The organism is Hyphococcus sp. (assembly GCF_965267305.1).
Lineage (GTDB): Bacteria > Pseudomonadota > Alphaproteobacteria > Caulobacterales > Parvularculaceae > Hyphococcus.
Window position 1 is genome coordinate 3,145,189 of sequence record NZ_OZ253945.1, and the last position, 15,184, is coordinate 3,160,372.

18 protein-coding genes are annotated in these 15,184 nt (G+C 60.6%); 13 read left to right on the forward strand and 5 right to left on the reverse strand.

What is annotated here, in order from left to right:
* Window positions 1-42 precede the first annotated feature (42 nt).
* Complete coding sequence (locus tag ACQY5P_RS15120; RefSeq protein ID WP_428407700.1) at window positions 43-885, forward strand: S49 family peptidase; 843 nt, start codon at window positions 43-45, stop codon at window positions 883-885.
* 31 nt (window positions 886-916) lie between these two features.
* A complete protein-coding gene (locus ACQY5P_RS15125; protein WP_428407701.1) occupies window positions 917-1,126 on the forward strand; it encodes a hypothetical protein in 210 nt (69 codons plus the stop codon).
* Here ACQY5P_RS15125 and ACQY5P_RS15130 read toward each other — a convergent pair.
* Window positions 1,123-1,533, reverse strand: a complete 411-nt coding sequence (locus tag ACQY5P_RS15130; RefSeq protein WP_428407702.1) for a secondary thiamine-phosphate synthase enzyme YjbQ — start codon at window positions 1,531-1,533, stop codon at window positions 1,123-1,125. The two genes, ACQY5P_RS15125 and ACQY5P_RS15130, sit on opposite strands and share 4 nt — an antisense overlap.
* A 99-nt stretch (window positions 1,534-1,632) precedes the next feature.
* Between ACQY5P_RS15130 and ACQY5P_RS15135 the strand changes: the two genes are divergently transcribed.
* From ACQY5P_RS15135 to ACQY5P_RS15150, 4 genes are all read left to right on the forward strand, one after another.
* The gene (locus ACQY5P_RS15135; RefSeq protein WP_428407703.1) at window positions 1,633-2,154 is read left to right on the forward strand and encodes a hypothetical protein; all 522 of its coding nucleotides are present in this window, start codon (window positions 1,633-1,635) and stop codon (window positions 2,152-2,154) included.
* 42 nt (window positions 2,155-2,196) lie between these two features.
* Window positions 2,197-3,069, forward strand: coding sequence for an alpha/beta fold hydrolase (locus tag ACQY5P_RS15140; RefSeq protein ID WP_428407704.1), 873 nt, complete (start codon window positions 2,197-2,199; stop codon window positions 3,067-3,069).
* A gap of 145 nt (window positions 3,070-3,214) precedes the next feature.
* Window positions 3,215-4,009: a SapC family protein gene (locus tag ACQY5P_RS15145; RefSeq protein WP_428407705.1), complete on the forward strand. Its 795-nt coding sequence runs from the start codon at window positions 3,215-3,217 to the stop codon at window positions 4,007-4,009.
* A 139-nt stretch (window positions 4,010-4,148) separates the two neighbouring features.
* Window positions 4,149-6,254 (forward strand): protein-disulfide reductase DsbD family protein, encoded by a 2,106-nt coding sequence (locus tag ACQY5P_RS15150; protein WP_428407706.1) that lies wholly within the window; start codon window positions 4,149-4,151, stop codon window positions 6,252-6,254.
* Here ACQY5P_RS15150 and ACQY5P_RS15155 read toward each other — a convergent pair.
* The gene (locus ACQY5P_RS15155) at window positions 6,237-6,413 is read right to left on the reverse strand and encodes a hypothetical protein (RefSeq protein ID WP_428407707.1); all 177 of its coding nucleotides are present in this window, start codon (window positions 6,411-6,413) and stop codon (window positions 6,237-6,239) included. The two genes, ACQY5P_RS15150 and ACQY5P_RS15155, sit on opposite strands and share 18 nt — an antisense overlap.
* A 96-nt stretch (window positions 6,414-6,509) precedes the next feature.
* On the opposite strand from ACQY5P_RS15155, the gene pgi reads away from it, so the two are divergent.
* The 5 genes from pgi to hisS are packed head-to-tail and all read left to right on the forward strand — an operon-like array spanning window position 6,510 to window position 11,269.
* Complete coding sequence (gene pgi, locus ACQY5P_RS15160; protein ID WP_428407708.1) at window positions 6,510-8,180, forward strand: glucose-6-phosphate isomerase; 1,671 nt, start codon at window positions 6,510-6,512, stop codon at window positions 8,178-8,180.
* Window positions 8,180-8,539, forward strand: coding sequence for a GFA family protein (locus tag ACQY5P_RS15165; protein ID WP_428407709.1), 360 nt, complete (start codon window positions 8,180-8,182; stop codon window positions 8,537-8,539). Before pgi ends, ACQY5P_RS15165 begins: the two co-directional genes overlap by 1 nt.
* Before the next feature lie 8 nt (window positions 8,540-8,547).
* Window positions 8,548-9,138 carry a peptidylprolyl isomerase gene (locus ACQY5P_RS15170; protein ID WP_428407710.1) on the forward strand — a complete coding sequence of 197 codons (591 nt, stop codon included), beginning with the start codon at window positions 8,548-8,550 and terminating at the stop codon, window positions 9,136-9,138.
* Window positions 9,139-9,144: 6 nt separating this feature from the next.
* Window positions 9,145-9,744, forward strand: a complete 600-nt coding sequence (locus ACQY5P_RS15175) for a LysE family translocator (RefSeq protein ID WP_428407711.1) — start codon at window positions 9,145-9,147, stop codon at window positions 9,742-9,744.
* A 46-nt stretch (window positions 9,745-9,790) separates the two neighbouring features.
* Window positions 9,791-11,269 (forward strand): histidine--tRNA ligase, encoded by a 1,479-nt coding sequence (gene hisS / locus ACQY5P_RS15180; RefSeq protein WP_428407712.1) that lies wholly within the window; start codon window positions 9,791-9,793, stop codon window positions 11,267-11,269.
* A gap of 3 nt (window positions 11,270-11,272) precedes the next feature.
* Here hisS and ACQY5P_RS15185 read toward each other — a convergent pair whose 3' ends face one another.
* The 3 genes from ACQY5P_RS15185 to ACQY5P_RS15195 all read right to left on the reverse strand — a co-directional run bounded on the left by ACQY5P_RS15185 (window position 11,273) and on the right by ACQY5P_RS15195 (window position 13,518).
* Window positions 11,273-12,067 (reverse strand): hypothetical protein, encoded by a 795-nt coding sequence (locus ACQY5P_RS15185; RefSeq protein WP_428407713.1) that lies wholly within the window; start codon window positions 12,065-12,067, stop codon window positions 11,273-11,275.
* Window positions 12,000-12,506, reverse strand: coding sequence for a DUF488 family protein (locus ACQY5P_RS15190; protein WP_428407714.1), 507 nt, complete (start codon window positions 12,504-12,506; stop codon window positions 12,000-12,002). The genes ACQY5P_RS15185 and ACQY5P_RS15190 overlap by 68 nt, the downstream gene beginning before the upstream one ends.
* 79 nt (window positions 12,507-12,585) lie before the next feature.
* Complete coding sequence (locus ACQY5P_RS15195; RefSeq protein WP_428407715.1) at window positions 12,586-13,518, reverse strand: AEC family transporter; 933 nt, start codon at window positions 13,516-13,518, stop codon at window positions 12,586-12,588.
* Between the two features lie 297 nt (window positions 13,519-13,815).
* Between ACQY5P_RS15195 and ACQY5P_RS15200 the strand changes: the two genes are divergently transcribed.
* Both ACQY5P_RS15200 and ACQY5P_RS15205 read left to right on the forward strand, forming a co-directional pair.
* Window positions 13,816-14,157, forward strand: coding sequence for a DUF2794 domain-containing protein (locus ACQY5P_RS15200; protein ID WP_428407716.1), 342 nt, complete (start codon window positions 13,816-13,818; stop codon window positions 14,155-14,157).
* Window positions 14,158-14,261: 104 nt separating this feature from the next.
* Entirely contained in the window at window positions 14,262-15,149 is an 888-nt protein-coding gene (locus ACQY5P_RS15205) for a Coq4 family protein (RefSeq protein WP_428407717.1), read from the forward strand.
* The last annotated feature ends 35 nt before the right edge of the window (window positions 15,150-15,184 follow it).

Consider the following 15,184-nt stretch of genomic DNA (forward strand, 5'->3'; position numbering starts at 1 on the left):
CAGGCGATGTCAGACCTTCCTTCTTTCTTCAAAAACCTCTGGATGAAACTGCCTTTCGTGGGAGAGGCGGTGCCTCTCGTAACCGTGATTGAGCTTAACGGCGTCATCGGCGAAGTGGGCGCGGGCCGGAAAGGCCTCACGCTCAAGAAAGTCGAGAAAGCGATCGAAAACGCCTTCAAACCGGGAAGCGTCAAAGCGGTGGCGCTCGCCATCAATTCGCCGGGCGGCTCGCCGGTGCAGTCGCGTCTCATCATGAGCGCCATCCGCAGTGAGGCGCAGAAGAAAGAAACGCCGGTGCTCGCTTTCATCGAAGATGTGGGCGCATCTGGCGGTTATATTCTCGCGATCGCGGGCGATGAAATCTATGCCGATGAAAGCTCTATCGTCGGTTCCATCGGCGTCATCTCCGGCGGATTCGGTTTTCCGGAAGCGCTGAAAAAGATCGGCGTCGAACGCCGCGTCTATACGGCGGGCGAAAACAAATCGACCCTCGATCCCTTCAAGCCTGAAGATCCGGAGGATGTGGCGCGGCTTGAGACCATGCTTAACGATTTGCATCAGCAATTCATCGCCCTGGTGAAGGAGCGGCGGGGAGACAAGCTGTCCGGCGATCCGGAGCTCTTTTCAGGGCGCTTCTGGACCGGCGCCATGGCGGCGGAGAAGGGATTGGTCGACGGAACCGCTCAACTGGGCGATTTTCTGCGCGACCGCTACGGAAAAGATGTTAAGGTGAAACGGATATCGCCCGAAACCGGTTCGCTTCTGAAAAGGCTGATGGGCGGTGAAACCGGAGGGTCCGGGATTGGCGCGCCCTCGCTGATCGATGCGGATGAATTGCTGGCGGCGGGCGAACGCCGGGCCTTGTGGGCGCGGTTCGGGCTTTAGGGCTTCGAGACTTTAGACGGGAGATAGGCGGATGAGCGCTGTCACCACCATTGTCGCAACAGTCGCCGCAGCAGCGGGCGCGGTGGCGCTTGTCCGTTTCGCCGAACGGCGCACCCGCACTTTACGGCGGGCGATCGACGAAGTGAAAAAATCCGCCGCAAAATCCAAGGGCGCTGTTCTAGATTACGAACAGGACCCTGAAAGCGGCGTCTTCCGGCCGAAAAGCGCAAGCCGCGGCTAAATCTCCGGCGTAAGCGTGACGACCACGCGGCGCTTGTGCGGCGCGCGCCGGTGCTCCAGCACATAAATTCCCTGCCACGTTCCCATGAGCAATCGTCCGTCTGCGAATGGTATCGAAAGCGATGTCGCCGTCATCGCGGCTTTGAGATGCGCAGGCATGTCGTCAGGCCCTTCCGCATCGTGCCGGTAGGGGCCGTTTTCCGGCGCCGTGCGGTCCAGCCAGTCAATGAGATCGCGCATCACATCCGGGTCGGCGTTCTCCTGTATGGCGAGCGAGGCGGAGGTGTGCTGGATGAAAAGATGCGCGACGCCGCTTCGCGCCGGCGATGTGCTGATTACGCCCTCAACCTGACGGGTAACATCGACGGCGGCGCGCCCCGGCGTTTCCACAGTGAGGATCGTTGGCATTGGCAACCTCTTGTAATAAAAGGATAAATCAGGACGTTTATTGTTTGCGGCGAGCCCTGCAACAGGCCATACTCGCGCTTCGCCGGGAAACGCCCCCTTTTGTCCAATCTTGATGTGTCCGTTCGCCAATTGAAAGACGTCGCTTTCATCGATCTTGAAGCCTCGGGCCTCTCCGCGCGTTCTTGGCCGATTGAAGCAGGCTGGTGCTTCGCCGGCGGCGCCGCGAAGGCGATGCTGATCCGTCCGCATGAGAGCTGGTCGCTCGAAGACTGGAATCCTGTAGCGGAGGCGCTGCATGGCGTTTCCTATGACACGCTGGTGAAGGAGGGCGTTCCCGCAGGCGAGGTTTGCGAAAAGCTGAATGGCGCGCTCGCCGGCAAGCTGGTCTTTTCCGACGCGCCGGACTGGGACGGTTTCTGGCTTTACCGGCTGTTTCAGGCGGCGAAGATGCGCCAGCGTTTCATCGTCAGCGATTTTTCCTCGATCCTGCGGGCTGCGCCTCCGGAAAAGCTGGACGCTTATATGGAGGAAGCCGAGCGCCGCGCGCCGCGGATGCACCGGGCGATCCCCGACGTCTTGCACATGCGCGCGCTCTACGAACTGGCGGCGCCGGGACTGTGACCCGCCATTGATCCTTTTCGCGCAACGGGCGATGTCCCCTCCATGAACGCCAAAATCGCCATGCCCGACGCGCGCCGTTTTTCGCTTTCCCTTAATGAGGGAGAGATGACCGGCTGGCGCTGGCCGAATGCGCATGGACGTCCGCTTCTCTTTCTGCACGCGACGGGGTTTTGCGCCTCGGCCTATGCGCAAATGCTGTCGGCGGTTCAGGATGTGTTCGATGTGTATGCGCTTGATTTGCGGGGGCATGGGCGCAATAGCTTGCCGGCCGATCCGGCGCGCTTGCGCTCATGGGCGCCTTATCGCGACGATGTGCGCGCTTTTCTCGACAAGGAGAACCGCGATGGCTGGGTGCTGGCGGGGCACTCGCTGGGCGCGGCGACGGCGCTTCTCGCCGCGGAAGGCCGCAGCGATGTGGCGGCGCTGCGGCTGATCGAACCCGTCGCCATGCCGTCCTGGCTGTCGGCGCTCGCGAAAACGCCCGTCTGGCCGGTTTTCGCCCGGCGCATGCCGCTGGTCCGCGGCGCCAGCCGCCGCCGCAGCCTATGGCTGAGCCGGGAGGAGGTTGCGGCATCCTATGGCCGAAAATCCCTTTTCAGGGATTGGGCCCCCGGGGTTCTGGACGATTATCTGCGGGACGGACTTACAGAAGAAAATGGCGGCGTGCGGCTTTCCTGCGCGCCCGCATGGGAGGCGGCGACCTTCGCGGCGCAGGGCAACGATTTCTGGAAAGCGGCGGCGAACGCTCCCGCGCCGGTCAGGATTTTCGCCGCACGGGAAGGCGCATCGACCGCGCCCGCATTCGCCCGTGCGCGGTTTCGAACATACGGCGCCGATGTCGTCGTGGATGATGGCGCCGGGCATCTGGCGCCCATGCATAAACCTCCTGAACTGGCGGCTTTTCTGGCCTCTTAACCACGCTCGGGCGGAAAAACTCCGGCCCCTGTGCGGGAAGGGTTGGAGCATCGAAGCCTTTTTGCTAAGCGTCGCCATCGAAACGCCCCGAGGCCGCCAGGCGGCCTGAAGCCGGGCGGCTTTTTAGGCAAGGAAGGTTTTTAGAATGAGCGAGGCGCAAGCTCTCCCCGAAGTGACCGGCCGCATGTTCCTTTACGAACAGCCGGAACTGTTGATGAAAGAAAAGCACGGCGAACTCGGCATCGGGCCGACGCCGAAGCCCTTCGGTTTCGCCGCAACGGCGCGGGCGCTTCCCGTCACGCTTGGCGAGATCCCGTCGGCGATGAAAAATTATCCGCTGATCTTCATGTCGAAAGAACAGCCGCAGCTGCTTGCGGTCACCGGCCTTTACGACGACATCAATCTGTTTGTGGACGACGCCGGCAATTGGGAAGATTTCACCTATATTCCGGGCTATGTCCGCCGCTATCCTTTCGGCGTCGCCGCCGAGCAAAGCGGCGAGCGCATGGCGGTGGTCATTGACCGCGGTTACGAAGGCCTTACGCCCACCGGCGAGAACCGCCTTTTCCAGGACGGCCAGATGACGCAGCAGACGCAAGCCGCTGTTGACTTCGTGAAAACCTATGAGCGCGACCGTCAGTTGACGGAGCAGTTTGCAAAGCTCCTCTCGCATCACGAACTCATTCAACAGCAGACGGCGCATTATACGCCGACGGGCGCTAGCGAGCCGGTGACCTTTGCGCAATATTTCGGCATCGATGAAGAGCGTCTGAAAGGCCTTGCCGAAGACAAGCGGATGGAGATGGACCGTCAGGGCGTGCTGGCGCTTGCCTACGCGCTTCTGATGTCCATGGGCAACTGGCGTCTGATTTTGAATCGCCGCGCGAAGCGCTTCAATCTCACCGAGCAGGATGTTTTCAAGCCGCTGTCGACCAACTAGCCGGCTTTTAAGCAGAGACCGAGGCCGGGCCGAGCCCATGAGCGCCGCCCGGCTTTTTCATGTTCAAGTTTCGGCGATCTTCTGACGCGCCCGGCGAATTGGGATTGGCCTTCTCCGCGGGGCCCGCTACCAAGCCCCTATGAATTTCCGAGGCTTATTCCTCTTGCTGGCGGTCACGCTTTTCGCGCCGCTTTCGCTCGCAAGCGCGCAGAGCGCCGCCGAGAACGACTATACGGTGACGGAGATCGCGCCGGAGATGGCGGGGTTTGCGCCCGGCGAAACGCTGTGGTTCGCGATCCGGCAGGACATAAGGCCGGGCTGGCATGTGTTCTGGACCAATCCGGGCGACGCCGGCCTTCCTTTGCGTCTCGACTGGTCGCTTCCGGAAGGGTTTCGACCGGGCGAGATACTTCATCCGGCTCCGGAGTATATTCCTGTGGGGCCGCTCGCCAGCTACGCCCATGAAGGCGCACCGGTGTTTCTCGTTCCCGTTACGGCGCCGGACGATATTAATCCCGGCGAGACTGTCGATGTGGGAGTCGCCGCTTCGTGGCAGGTTTGCGAGGAAATCTGCGTGCCCGAAGAGGCGCAATTTTCTTTCTCCCTGCCTGTGCTTGCGGAAAGCGCGCCATCGCCGTCGCGCAAAGTTCTGTTCAACATCGCCCGCCAGAAACTGCCAGGAATTTACGAAGGAACAGCGCGCATCGCTGCGGAAGACGGCGCCTATGTGCTGACGCTTGAGGCGCCGGAAAATTTCACAACAAACAACGCGTTTTTCTTCGCCGCGCCGGAAAGCGTCGTTTCGCCGTCCGCGCTGCAGGATATGCGGGTCGAAGACGGCGTCTTGCGCATCGCGATGCAGCCGGGCTGGGTCGAGCGTTACGACGAAGAAACGTTCTCCGGCGTGCTTTCCTTCGGCGAAGGCGCGAACCGGAAAGCGCTGGCGCTCAGCGCCGACGTCGCTGCGCCGCTGATCAAGCCGAAAGCTGCGCCGGTGGTCTCGCCGCAGCAAACGCAGGGCCTGCCGCTCCTTCTCCTGTTCGCCTTTCTGGGCGGCGCGATCTTGAACGTCATGCCGTGCGTCTTCCCCGTGGTGTTCATCAAGGCCGCGTCTTTCATGCAGAGCGCGCGGGAGCATCCGGGAACCGTGCGCGCGCACGGGCTCCTCTATATGGCGGGCGTTCTCGCGACATTTCTTTTGATGGGCGGGGCGCTGCTCGCCCTGCGGGCGGGCGGGTCGCAATTCGGATGGGGCTTTCACCTGCAGTCGCCCTGGGTGGTGGCGCTGTCCGCCTATGTGCTGATGCTGGTGGGCTTAAATCTCGCAGGGCTCTTTTCCGTGGGCGGCGGGTTCGCCGGCGCCGGGCAAGGGTTCGCCGCGAAGCCGGGCGGCGCCGGCGCGTTTTTCACCGGCGCCCTCGCGGTGCTGGTTGCGGCGCCATGCATCGGCCCGCTTTTGAGCGCGCCCATCGGCGCGGCGCTGCTGCTGCCGCCTGCCGCCGGGCTGCTGATTTTCACGATGCTCGGCCTCGGTCTCGCCGCGCCTTATGTACTGCTTTCCTTCATTCCGGGGCTCGGGAGCCGCCTGCCGAGGCCCGGCCCATGGATGATCATCTTCAAACAGGCGCTTTCCTTCCCGGTCTTCGCCGCCGCCGCCTATTTCCTCTGGGTGCTGGCGCAGCAGGCGTCGGGCGCGGGGCTCGCCAGCGTCCTCGCCGGGGCTGTGCTCCTGGCTTTTGCCGCCTGGGCCTTCGAAATGAGCAAGGGCGACGGTCCGCGCGCTTTCGTCTTGCGGATCGTTTCGGCGCTGGCCGCGCTTCTGGCGCTGGCGCCGCTCATGCGGCTGGAGCCGGCGGTGGCTCAAACCCCCGCCTTATCCGCGGACGCTTCTCACGGCGCCCTTCGCGCGGAACCCTATGACGCGGCTGCGCTGGCCGCCTATCGCAGGGAGGGAATCCCGGTCTTCATCGATTTCACCGCCGCGTGGTGCGTCACCTGCCAGTTCAACAAGATGACAATCTTTTCCGATAAGGGCCTGGCGCAGGAATTCGTGGCTACAGACACGGTGTTCATGGTCGCGGACTGGACCGTGCGCGATCCGGAGATCACCGAGGCGCTCGCCGGTTTCGGCGCGAGCGGGGTGCCGCTTTATGTTTACTATGATCCGGCGGGGGAGGCGTCCGTACTGCCGTTGCCCCTGACGAAGAAGGCGGTGCTGAGCGCTGTCTCAGGAGCCGGTCTGTAACCGCGCAGCGGCAACTTTCTCGGCTTGCAGATGTTCGGCCGCCGCATGCAGTTCAAACTCACGCGCTTTCAGCCCGAAAATCGCCGACACGGCGAGAATGGCCGCAAGGCTCGTCAGGAGGCGTTTGATGAAGGCGGAGGAGGAGGCGGTGATCTGCATGACCGCCCGTTTACCGCCTTTTCCTTAAAACGCGTTGAGCAAGACGCTTAAAATCCCTATCAGTTTCGGGACCGTGCAACGGCTTCAAGGATCCTCATGACCGGCATTGCTGACACCCCTCAATGGGCCGCGCTCGAAAAAGACGCCGCTGTGCTTAAGGATGTTTCGATCCGGTCGCTTTTTGAAAAAGATCCGGGCCGCTTCGGTCGATACACCCTCGAGGCGGCGGGGCTCTTCCTCGACTATTCCAAGAACAGGATCACCGAAGACGTCGCCGATCACCTCATTGAACTCGCCATGGCCGCAAAACTCGAAGCGGCCCGCGACGCGCTCTTCGCCGGCAAGGAGATCAATGTCACCGAAGGCCGCGCGGTCCTGCATCCGGCCCTGCGCGACTTTTCCATGCGCGATTACTTCGTGGGCGGGGAAAATGTCTCGCGGGCCGTGCGCGCCGAGCGCGACAAGATGAAAGCCTTTGCGGACGCCGTGCATCGCGGCGAGCGTAAGGGCTATACCGGCAAGCCGCTGACGACCGTCGTCAATATCGGCATTGGCGGGTCCGACCTCGGGCCCCTGATGGCGACGGAGGCGTTAAGGCCATACTGGATCGAAGGAAGGCGCGCCTTTTTCGTCTCCAATGTGGACGGCCAGCACATCGCCGACACGCTGGCTGAAGTCGATCCGGAAACGACCTTGTTCGTCATTGCATCGAAAACTTTCACCACGCAGGAAACCATGACCAACGCCGAGACGGCGAAGGCGTGGTTCCTTCAACATGGCGGCGGCGAGGGCGATATCGCGAAACATTTCATCGCGCTGTCGACGAACGCCCATGCGGTGAAGGCATTCGGCATTGCGCCGGAAAACATGTTCGAATTCTGGGACTGGGTCGGCGGGCGCTATTCCTTGTGGTCGGCCATCGGCATGTCGATCGCGCTGCAGGTCGGCTTCGATGTGTTCGAAAAACTGCTGCGCGGCGCCCACGCCATGGACGAGCATGTCCGCTCCGCCGAATTGCGCCAGAACATGCCTGTGATGCTGGCGCTGGTCGGCGTCTGGAACCGGAATTTTCAGGGCGCGGCGTCGCATGCGGTTCTTCCTTACGACCAGCATCTCCACCGTCTGCCCGCCTATCTGCAACAGGCGGACATGGAATCGAACGGCAAACGCGTGGAGGCGGACGGAACGCCAGTCACCTGCGCCACCGGACCGGTGATTTTCGGCGAGCCCGGCACGAACGGCCAGCACGCCTTCTATCAATTGCTGCATCAGGGAACGGACATCATTTCCGCCGATTTCATCGCGCCGGCGATCAGCCAGGAAGAGACCGGCGATCATCATGAAAAACTGCTCTCGAATTTTCTTGCGCAGACCGAAGCGTTGATGCGCGGCAAAACCGAAAAAGAAGTGCGGGAAGAATTGAAAGCCCAGGGCTGCCCCCCGCCGGAGATCGACAAGCTGGCGCCGCACAAGGTGTTTCCCGGCGGCCGGCCGACCAATTCGATCCTGATGGAGAAACTGACGCCCGAACATCTCGGCGCGCTGATCGCGCTTTATGAGCACAAGATTTTCTGCCAAGGCGTCATCTGGGGCGTCAATTCCTTCGATCAGTGGGGCGTCGAACTCGGCAAGACGCTGGCGAAGACGATCCTGCCGGAGCTCGCAAAAGCGGGCGAAGAAAAACCGGAGGCGCAAGGCCATGACGCGTCTACAAACGGCCTCATCGACCGGATCAACCGCATTCGCAGGGACATGGGAGGAAAATAATGGCCGAAGCGCAAACGAAAACCGGCGGATGCCATTGCGGGGCCATTCGCTTTGCGGCCGATGTCGATCTGACCCAAACGGTGGAGTGCAACTGCTCTCACTGCGCGATGAAGGGCTTCGTGCTGACGGCCGTTCCGGCGGCGGCGCTGCGCGTGCAATCGGGTGAGGAGAAACTGACCGAATACCGTTTCAACACGAAAAAGATCGCGCATCTTTTCTGCTCCCTGTGCGGTGTGCAGCCCTTCAGCCGCGGCGAAGGTCCGGATGGGTCGAAAATGGCGATGGTCAATGTGCGCTGTCTTGAAAACGTCGATCTTGGCGCCCTTTCGCCCATGCATTTTGACGGTAACAGTCGGTAGGAGGCTCCATGCTTAGACTTATCAGCGTAATCGCCGCCTTGATGTTTGCCTCTGCTGCGGCGGCGCAGGAGCCGGCGGCCCATGCAAAAATCCAGACCTCCATGGGCGACATTGTGGTCGAACTCTATCCGGACGAAGCGCCGAAGACCGTCGAGAATTTTTTGCAATACGCAAAGGACGGTCATTACGACCGCACACTGATCCATCGCGTCGTCAGAGGCTTCGTCATTCAGGGCGGCGGCTATTCGAGATTGTTCACCGAACGCCCGACGCGCGATCCTGTGCCTTACGAAGCCGACAACGGCCTGAAGAACGAGCGCGGGACGCTCGCCATGGCGCGGGGCGACCATCGCGACAGCGCCACGGCGCAATGGTTCATCAATCTCAAAGACAATGCGGATCTCGATCACAAGATGTTCGACGGGCTTCCTGTCTACGGCTACACCGTTTTCGGCCGCGTCGTTGACGGCATGGATGTCGCCGACGCCATCGGCGCCGTTGAGACCGGCCCCGGCGGCGATTTCGACGCGGAGGTTCCCGTGGAGCCTGTCATCATCGAACGCGTCGACGTGATCGACTGGCCGGAAGCGGCGGAATAGTCGCAGGTGATTGCCGATCTTCTGACGCTTGGTATTGCAGTTCTCATCCTGCTTGGTTCGCCAGGGCCGGCGCCGATGGCGCTGGCTGGTATTGGCGCTGCCTATGGACCGCGCCGGGGCTTACCTTTCCTGATCGGGTTGATCGTGGCGGCGGGCATTGTGATGTTGCTCTCAAGCCTTGGCGTTGCAGCCTTGCTATCCGCCTCGGCGTCTGTGCGGGTGTTCCTTCAAATTATCGCTGCAGGCTACATTCTGTTTTTGGCGTTGCGTGTTTATCGTGGCGCGGGTGGGCCGGAAGGGGCGGCGGCTTCCAAGGTTCCCGGTTTTTTCGATGGGTTCATTCTCAACCTGATCAATCCAAAAGCCTATGCGGCGTTTGCCGCGATCTTCGCATCCTTCGGCATTCGCCATAGCGATCCGGCTGTTTCGGCGATGATGACTGCGGGGGTGACGTTTCTTCTGCTCTGCTTGATTGACGCGATTTGGCTGGCGGCCGGCGGATTTTTCAAACGCCTCACGAATGATCCGTCATGGGGCAAGAGCATACGGGCCGCCTTTGCGGTGATGATGGCCGCCGCCGGGCTTTACAGTCTGACAAGGCTTTAGCCGCCGCATTGCCCGCGGCCCCGTGATCGGCTATCCCGCGCGGGTTATGGCCAAGAAAGAAAAAACCTTCCGCCCCAAGGCGCGCATTCCGCGCGGCTTCCGCGATCGTCTCGGCGCGGAGATCGCCGCCGAGCGCGAGATGCTGGCGCGGATCGGCGCCGTTTACGAGCGGTGGGGCTTCGATGCGCTGGAAACCCCGGCTTTCGAATATACGGATGCGCTGGGGAAGTTCCTGCCCGATGTCGACCGGCCGGGTCAGGGCGTCTTTTCGCTTCAGGACGATGACGAACAGTGGATGAGCCTGCGCTATGATTTGACGGCGCCGCTCGCGCGTTTTGTCGCCGAGAATTACGATGCGCTGCCGAAGCCGTTCCGGCGCTATCAGATGGGCCCTGTCTGGCGCAACGAGAAACCGGGGCCGGGGCGGTTCCGCCAGTTCACCCAATGCGACGTCGACACAGTGGGCGCGCCGGCGCCTTACGCCGACGCGGAAATCTGCGCGCTCTTTGCGGAGGTGATCGAGGCGGCGGGGATTGCGCCGGGCGATTTCTTCATTCGCGTCTCCAACCGCAAGATTGTCGACGGTCTGTTTGAAAAGATCGGTATCGCGGGTGAGAGCGACATGGAAACGCGCCTCACCGTCATGCGGTCCATGGACAAGTTCGACAAATTCGGCGCGGAAGGCGTGGCGCTGCTGCTCGGGCCGGGGCGCAAGGACGAGAGCGGCGACTTCACCGACGGCGCGAAGCTCGACGACGCCAAGATCGAAACGGTGCTGGCGTTTCTGACCTCGGGCCCGGAAAATTCGAAGGCCGATCCGCTCAGCGTTATCGAAAAACTTTTAGGCGAAACGAAAAGCGGCGCCGAAGGCGTGGCGGAGTTGCAAGGCATCAAATCATCGATCCCCGATTTCGCATCGCGTCCGATCATCTTCGACTGTTCGGTTATCAGAGGTCTCGACTATTACACCGGCCCCGTTTTCGAGGCGGAGTTTTCGAGCGGCTTGACGGACGCCAAGGGCCGCCCGGTGCAGATGGGCTCCATCGGCGGCGGCGGGCGTTATGACGGTCTCGTCAAGCGCTTCAAGGGCGTCGAAGTTCCGGCCGTCGGCGTTTCGGTCGGCGTGTCGCGCCTGCTGGCGGCGCTGGAGCTGAAACGCGGCGTCGAAGAGATCGCGCGCGGACCCGTGGTTGTCCTCGCCCTCGAAAAAGATCAGATGGCGGAGTATCAGGCGATGGCGGCCGAACTGCGCGCCGCGGGCGTCAGGGCCGAGGTCTATCTCGGCGGTTCGAACTTCGGCAAGCAACTGAAATACGCCGACAAGCGTTCAGCGCCCGTCGCAATCATCCAGGGCTCCGACGAGCGCGAAAAGGGCGAGCTTCAGATCAAGGATCTGGTGCTCGGCGCCGAGCTCTCAAAGGAGATCGAGGACAATTCCGAATGGCGCGAGGCCCAGCCGGCGCAGTTTTCGGTGAAGCGCGCAGAGCTTGTTGAGGCGGTGAAGAAGGTGCTGGCGCGGCGCTAGTTATTACAACAACAAATCGCCCTGTGTAGTCGCATCTATTCGAATCATTCCCACCAACAGCCATTGATTTTCTGTGCCGAAGGTTACGTTGCGGCGACTATGCGTGCTAAACGCCAATGCCATCCCGGCGTTCATATAGTCATTTTCGTAGGTAGCTTTTAGCGAGTTGAGCGCAGCCACGTCGCTGCCTTCAGAATTTCGCCGGACAAAGAAAGCGGTAGAAGTTTCCCAATCATCGCAAGTATGAGAGTGTTCAGCGCCCTCCTGATCTCTCCACTTGACGTGAAAACTGTAAGGGCATGGCGTGAGTGGCCGAGCAGGGCTCTTATCAATTAGTGAAAGCTGATTTGCCAGCTCAGCATGTTTGATTGTTTCGTTTGAAATTTGAGCTTCAGATTTAGCCTTCCAAGAAAACGATATTGTCTTCGGCCTCAATATAGTCAGAGATTCGTTCCTGGCATCGGCTTCTTTGAGACTGACCCTCATTAGAGGGTTCAAAATTGATACACGCTCTTTGGTTTTCAAAAGGCCCTTTGCCTGTATACTTTCAGGTATTACTTTTTGGCTCTCGATGCGTTGATCTTTTTTTGAAGTTGTAAATTCGTATTCAATCCATTGCCAGCGTTTGAATTTTTGCTCGTTGTCTAGAATTCGAAATTGGACGGGGTAGAGTCGGCGCCATTTTGCATCGTGGCCAATTCCCGCACAGCATACGGTCTCCGCATAGTTGCTAGACCGATGCGGTAGCGCCTTCACCAATATGAAGCATTCGTCCTTTTTTGCTTGAAGATGCCCCAAATTGAACGACTCCCAAGTGTCGAGCCTTTATGTTACTTGTAGTTTCTATATTATCAGTAATAATTTTCCTATGACAAGTCGTGTGGTCTCGCTCGTAGCAAAGTAAACAAGCATTTTGCTTAGGCAATATTTTCAAAATGTCTTGGATGGCAAGTTTCGCGTCTTCGCTTTTTAATACCTGCGAATAAACTTTACGGAATTTTTTGAAATCCCCCGACCGTGCTGCGTCTCGGCCCTCTTTGGGGTCGCCTAGCTGACGGAGATGCAAATAATCAATGCCAGCTTCTGTGAGCGCGGTTGAAAGGGCAGTTTTAGAAAAGCCTTTACGGCGAGACTGGGCACGTTCCCGCACATCAATCAATATTTCTACATTCGAAGCCAAGAGCGTCTTGATGAAATCATCAAGGCTAGCGCCTTCATATCCAATTGTAGCAAGCATAAGCATCCCATTTCGATTAGAAGTAACACTCAAGATTTATGGTTTCTAGAAGGTTAATGATGTTTGACCGTTCTTACCTTCACCCAAACACCACGAGCACGCCCGACACCGTCACCACCGACAGCATCATCGTGAAGGCGACGGCGGCGGCGGTCTCGCTTTTGTAGACGCCATACTGGCTTGCGAGGATGAAGGTGCCGACGCCGGAGGGCACGAACACGAAGAGGGCGAGCGCCCCCCAGTAATGGGGGTCGCTGATGCCGAGAAGCGCCGCCGTTCCGAGCGCCACCGCGGGCAAGAGGGCCATTTTCGTCAAGGCGATGAGGCTGACGCGGCCCGCGACCGACTTGAACGCCGGAAACTGATGCGTCGCGAGAAAAACGCCGAGAGAAAAGAGCGCCGTCGGTCCCGCCGCCCGGCCGAGCAAATCGAAGAATGTTCTGACCGGCCCGTCGAACGGTATTCCGAGGGCGGAGTATAGGAAGCCGAGGATCATCCCGAGGATCAGCGGGTTCTTGAAAGGACCGGTGATGAAACTCAGCGCGCGCTCCAGCGCATGGCCGTCTTCTTTCCGGGGCGCGATCAGCGCCGTCAGCACGGCGATGACCACTGTGCCTTCGATCAGCATGGCGGAGACGAAGGGCCGCGCCCAGCCTTCCATGGTGAGCGCGATGGGCAGGCCCAGAAAAACCGCATTGCCGAGCGTCGAGGAGAGGGCGTGCGCGCCGGCCTCCTGTTTCGTCAGGCCGAACATCCGCTGCGACAGGACATAGCCGACCATGACCGCCGCGAAGGCGCCGGCGCCATAGGCGAGGCCAATGGCGAGGTCCTCTTCGCCCGGCGGCGACGCGCCGGCGGTTAGGCCGAAGAGCGCGCAGGGCATCGCAAACCGGAACACGAATTTGTTGAGCGCGTCGGAATCGGCGAGATTCATCAGCTTCATGCGCCCAGCGAGAAAGCCGATGGCGATGACGGTGAAGACGGGAAGCGCGACGGTGAAGACGAGGCTCATGCCGCGGTTTCCCGCGCGCCGCGCAAGCCGTCAAGCAAGAGGGGGGTCAAGCTGAGGAGAGAAACAGAAATTGCCGGGCGGAGAGGGGGCCAAATCTCCCGGGGGCTGGGGGCGATGGTTAAAACCGGAAACTCCGGCCCGGACCATCCGCCCGGCTGACTGAGAATGATCGCCGATTGGGGCGCGTTGAGGGACCAATTAAGGCGATTTTAAGGATGATTTTCCCCGGCTGGTTGCGGTTACGAAGGGGATTTTGGACTTGCGGGCGGCGTCGATCGGCGCGATGTTTACAGTCTGATGCGAACCAGTCCCGCACCCGTCCCCCCGCAAAAGCTGCCCGAAACGGTCGCCTTCACCCGAAGCGAGCTGACGCGAATTTTGTCCGTCTATGGCTATTTCGTCGCCGCCGGGGAATGGCGCGACTACGCCATCGATTCGCTGAAAGACGCGGCGGTGTTTTCGATCTTCCGGCGGGCGTCCGAGCTGCCCCTCTATCGCATCGAAAAGCGCCCGGCCATGGCCCGGAAACAGGGCGCCTGGGTGGTCGTCTCCATGTCCGGGGCGATCCTGAAGCGCGGCCACGATCTGGCGCAGGTCCTCAAAATCTTCGACCGCCAGAAGCTGAAGCTCGCCACCTGAAATTCCGGAAAACTTCGCGGGGCCCCTTGAAATCCCACGCCCGTGGCGCAAAATGCGGATAGGTAAACTGGTCAGTGTAACGCTATCCCATCACAGGCATCTTCATGACCGCGACCGCTGAAGCCCATCCCGCCGAGATTTCCCCCACCCGCATCGAGATCGATCCGGAAGATTATGTCTGGATCAACGGCTTCCCGACGCCGCCGGTCCTGCGCCGTCGTCCGCTGCATGCGTTTGTCTCGGTGATAAAGCTCGTCACCAACAAGGAAGACACGCGTCAGGTTTTTGAAATCGTGCAGGCGCTCGCCGGCGACAGCCCGAAGAAACTCTTCCGCCGTTTCACCTCGACGCCTTACGGACGCCGCGTGGTGACCGAGCCGGTCAAGCTCGAGGAAATTCTCGGCGACCGCGAGCGGTTGCGCGCCTATCCCGAAGGCTCGCTTGCGCGCGCCTATCTCGCGTTCATGGAAGGCGAGAATCTGACGCCTGAGGGTTTGCGCGCCGCCGCCGAAGAAGCGAGCATCGATTATGAGGCGTATCCTGAGTTTTCGGAATATATGCGCCTCTTCATGCATCTGCAGGTCAGTCACGATCTCTGGCATGTCTTGACCGGCTATGGCCGCGACGCGCTGGGCGAGCTCTGCAACCTCGTTTACACGCGCCAGCAGACGCATAACCCTGGCTTTAAGCTGATCGTCGCCATCGGCTTTGTCGCGCAAAAGCTCGAGCAACCGTCTCAGCCGATACAGAAGGCCTTGGCCGAAGCGAAACGCAATGCCCTCGCCGCGGAATGGGTGCTGGAATACGATGTCGAGGAATTGCTGCCATTGCCCCTCGCCGAGGCGCGGGCTCGGCTCAAGATCGGCGAGCCGAAAATCTACAACGCCGTTCCCGACGAGATTAAGCGCACGCTCTTAAAGCCGAAAGTGGCGCAAACCCAGGCGGAGCGCGAGCGCGCGGCGCGCGAACGGGCGGCCTTGCAGGCGAGCTGACGCTTTCCATAGGCCCCGCGCGTTCCTATATAGCG

Bases quoted from the DNA above. Each gene is read 5' to 3' on its own strand.
- ACQY5P_RS15120 (WP_428407700.1), top strand. From the start codon at position 43: ATGAAACTGCCTTTCGTGGGAGAGGCGGTGCCTCTCGTAACCGTGATT.
- ACQY5P_RS15125 (WP_428407701.1), top strand. From the start codon at position 917: ATGAGCGCTGTCACCACCATTGTCGCAACAGTCGCCGCAGCAGCGGGC.
- ACQY5P_RS15130 (WP_428407702.1), bottom strand. From the start codon at position 1,533: ATGCCAACGATCCTCACTGTGGAAACGCCGGGGCGCGCCGCCGTCGAT.
- ACQY5P_RS15140 (WP_428407704.1), top strand. From the start codon at position 2,197: ATGAACGCCAAAATCGCCATGCCCGACGCGCGCCGTTTTTCGCTTTCC.
- ACQY5P_RS15145 (WP_428407705.1), top strand. From the start codon at position 3,215: ATGAGCGAGGCGCAAGCTCTCCCCGAAGTGACCGGCCGCATGTTCCTT.
- ACQY5P_RS15150 (WP_428407706.1), top strand. From the start codon at position 4,149: ATGAATTTCCGAGGCTTATTCCTCTTGCTGGCGGTCACGCTTTTCGCG.
- ACQY5P_RS15155 (WP_428407707.1), bottom strand. From the start codon at position 6,413: ATGCAGATCACCGCCTCCTCCTCCGCCTTCATCAAACGCCTCCTGACG.
- pgi (WP_428407708.1), top strand. From the start codon at position 6,510: ATGACCGGCATTGCTGACACCCCTCAATGGGCCGCGCTCGAAAAAGAC.
- ACQY5P_RS15165 (WP_428407709.1), top strand. From the start codon at position 8,180: ATGGCCGAAGCGCAAACGAAAACCGGCGGATGCCATTGCGGGGCCATT.
- ACQY5P_RS15170 (WP_428407710.1), top strand. From the start codon at position 8,548: ATGCTTAGACTTATCAGCGTAATCGCCGCCTTGATGTTTGCCTCTGCT.
- hisS (WP_428407712.1), top strand. From the start codon at position 9,791: ATGGCCAAGAAAGAAAAAACCTTCCGCCCCAAGGCGCGCATTCCGCGC.
- ACQY5P_RS15190 (WP_428407714.1), bottom strand. From the start codon at position 12,506: ATGCTTGCTACAATTGGATATGAAGGCGCTAGCCTTGATGATTTCATC.
- ACQY5P_RS15195 (WP_428407715.1), bottom strand. From the start codon at position 13,518: ATGAGCCTCGTCTTCACCGTCGCGCTTCCCGTCTTCACCGTCATCGCC.
- ACQY5P_RS15200 (WP_428407716.1), top strand. From the start codon at position 13,816: ATGCGAACCAGTCCCGCACCCGTCCCCCCGCAAAAGCTGCCCGAAACG.
- ACQY5P_RS15205 (WP_428407717.1), top strand. From the start codon at position 14,262: ATGACCGCGACCGCTGAAGCCCATCCCGCCGAGATTTCCCCCACCCGC.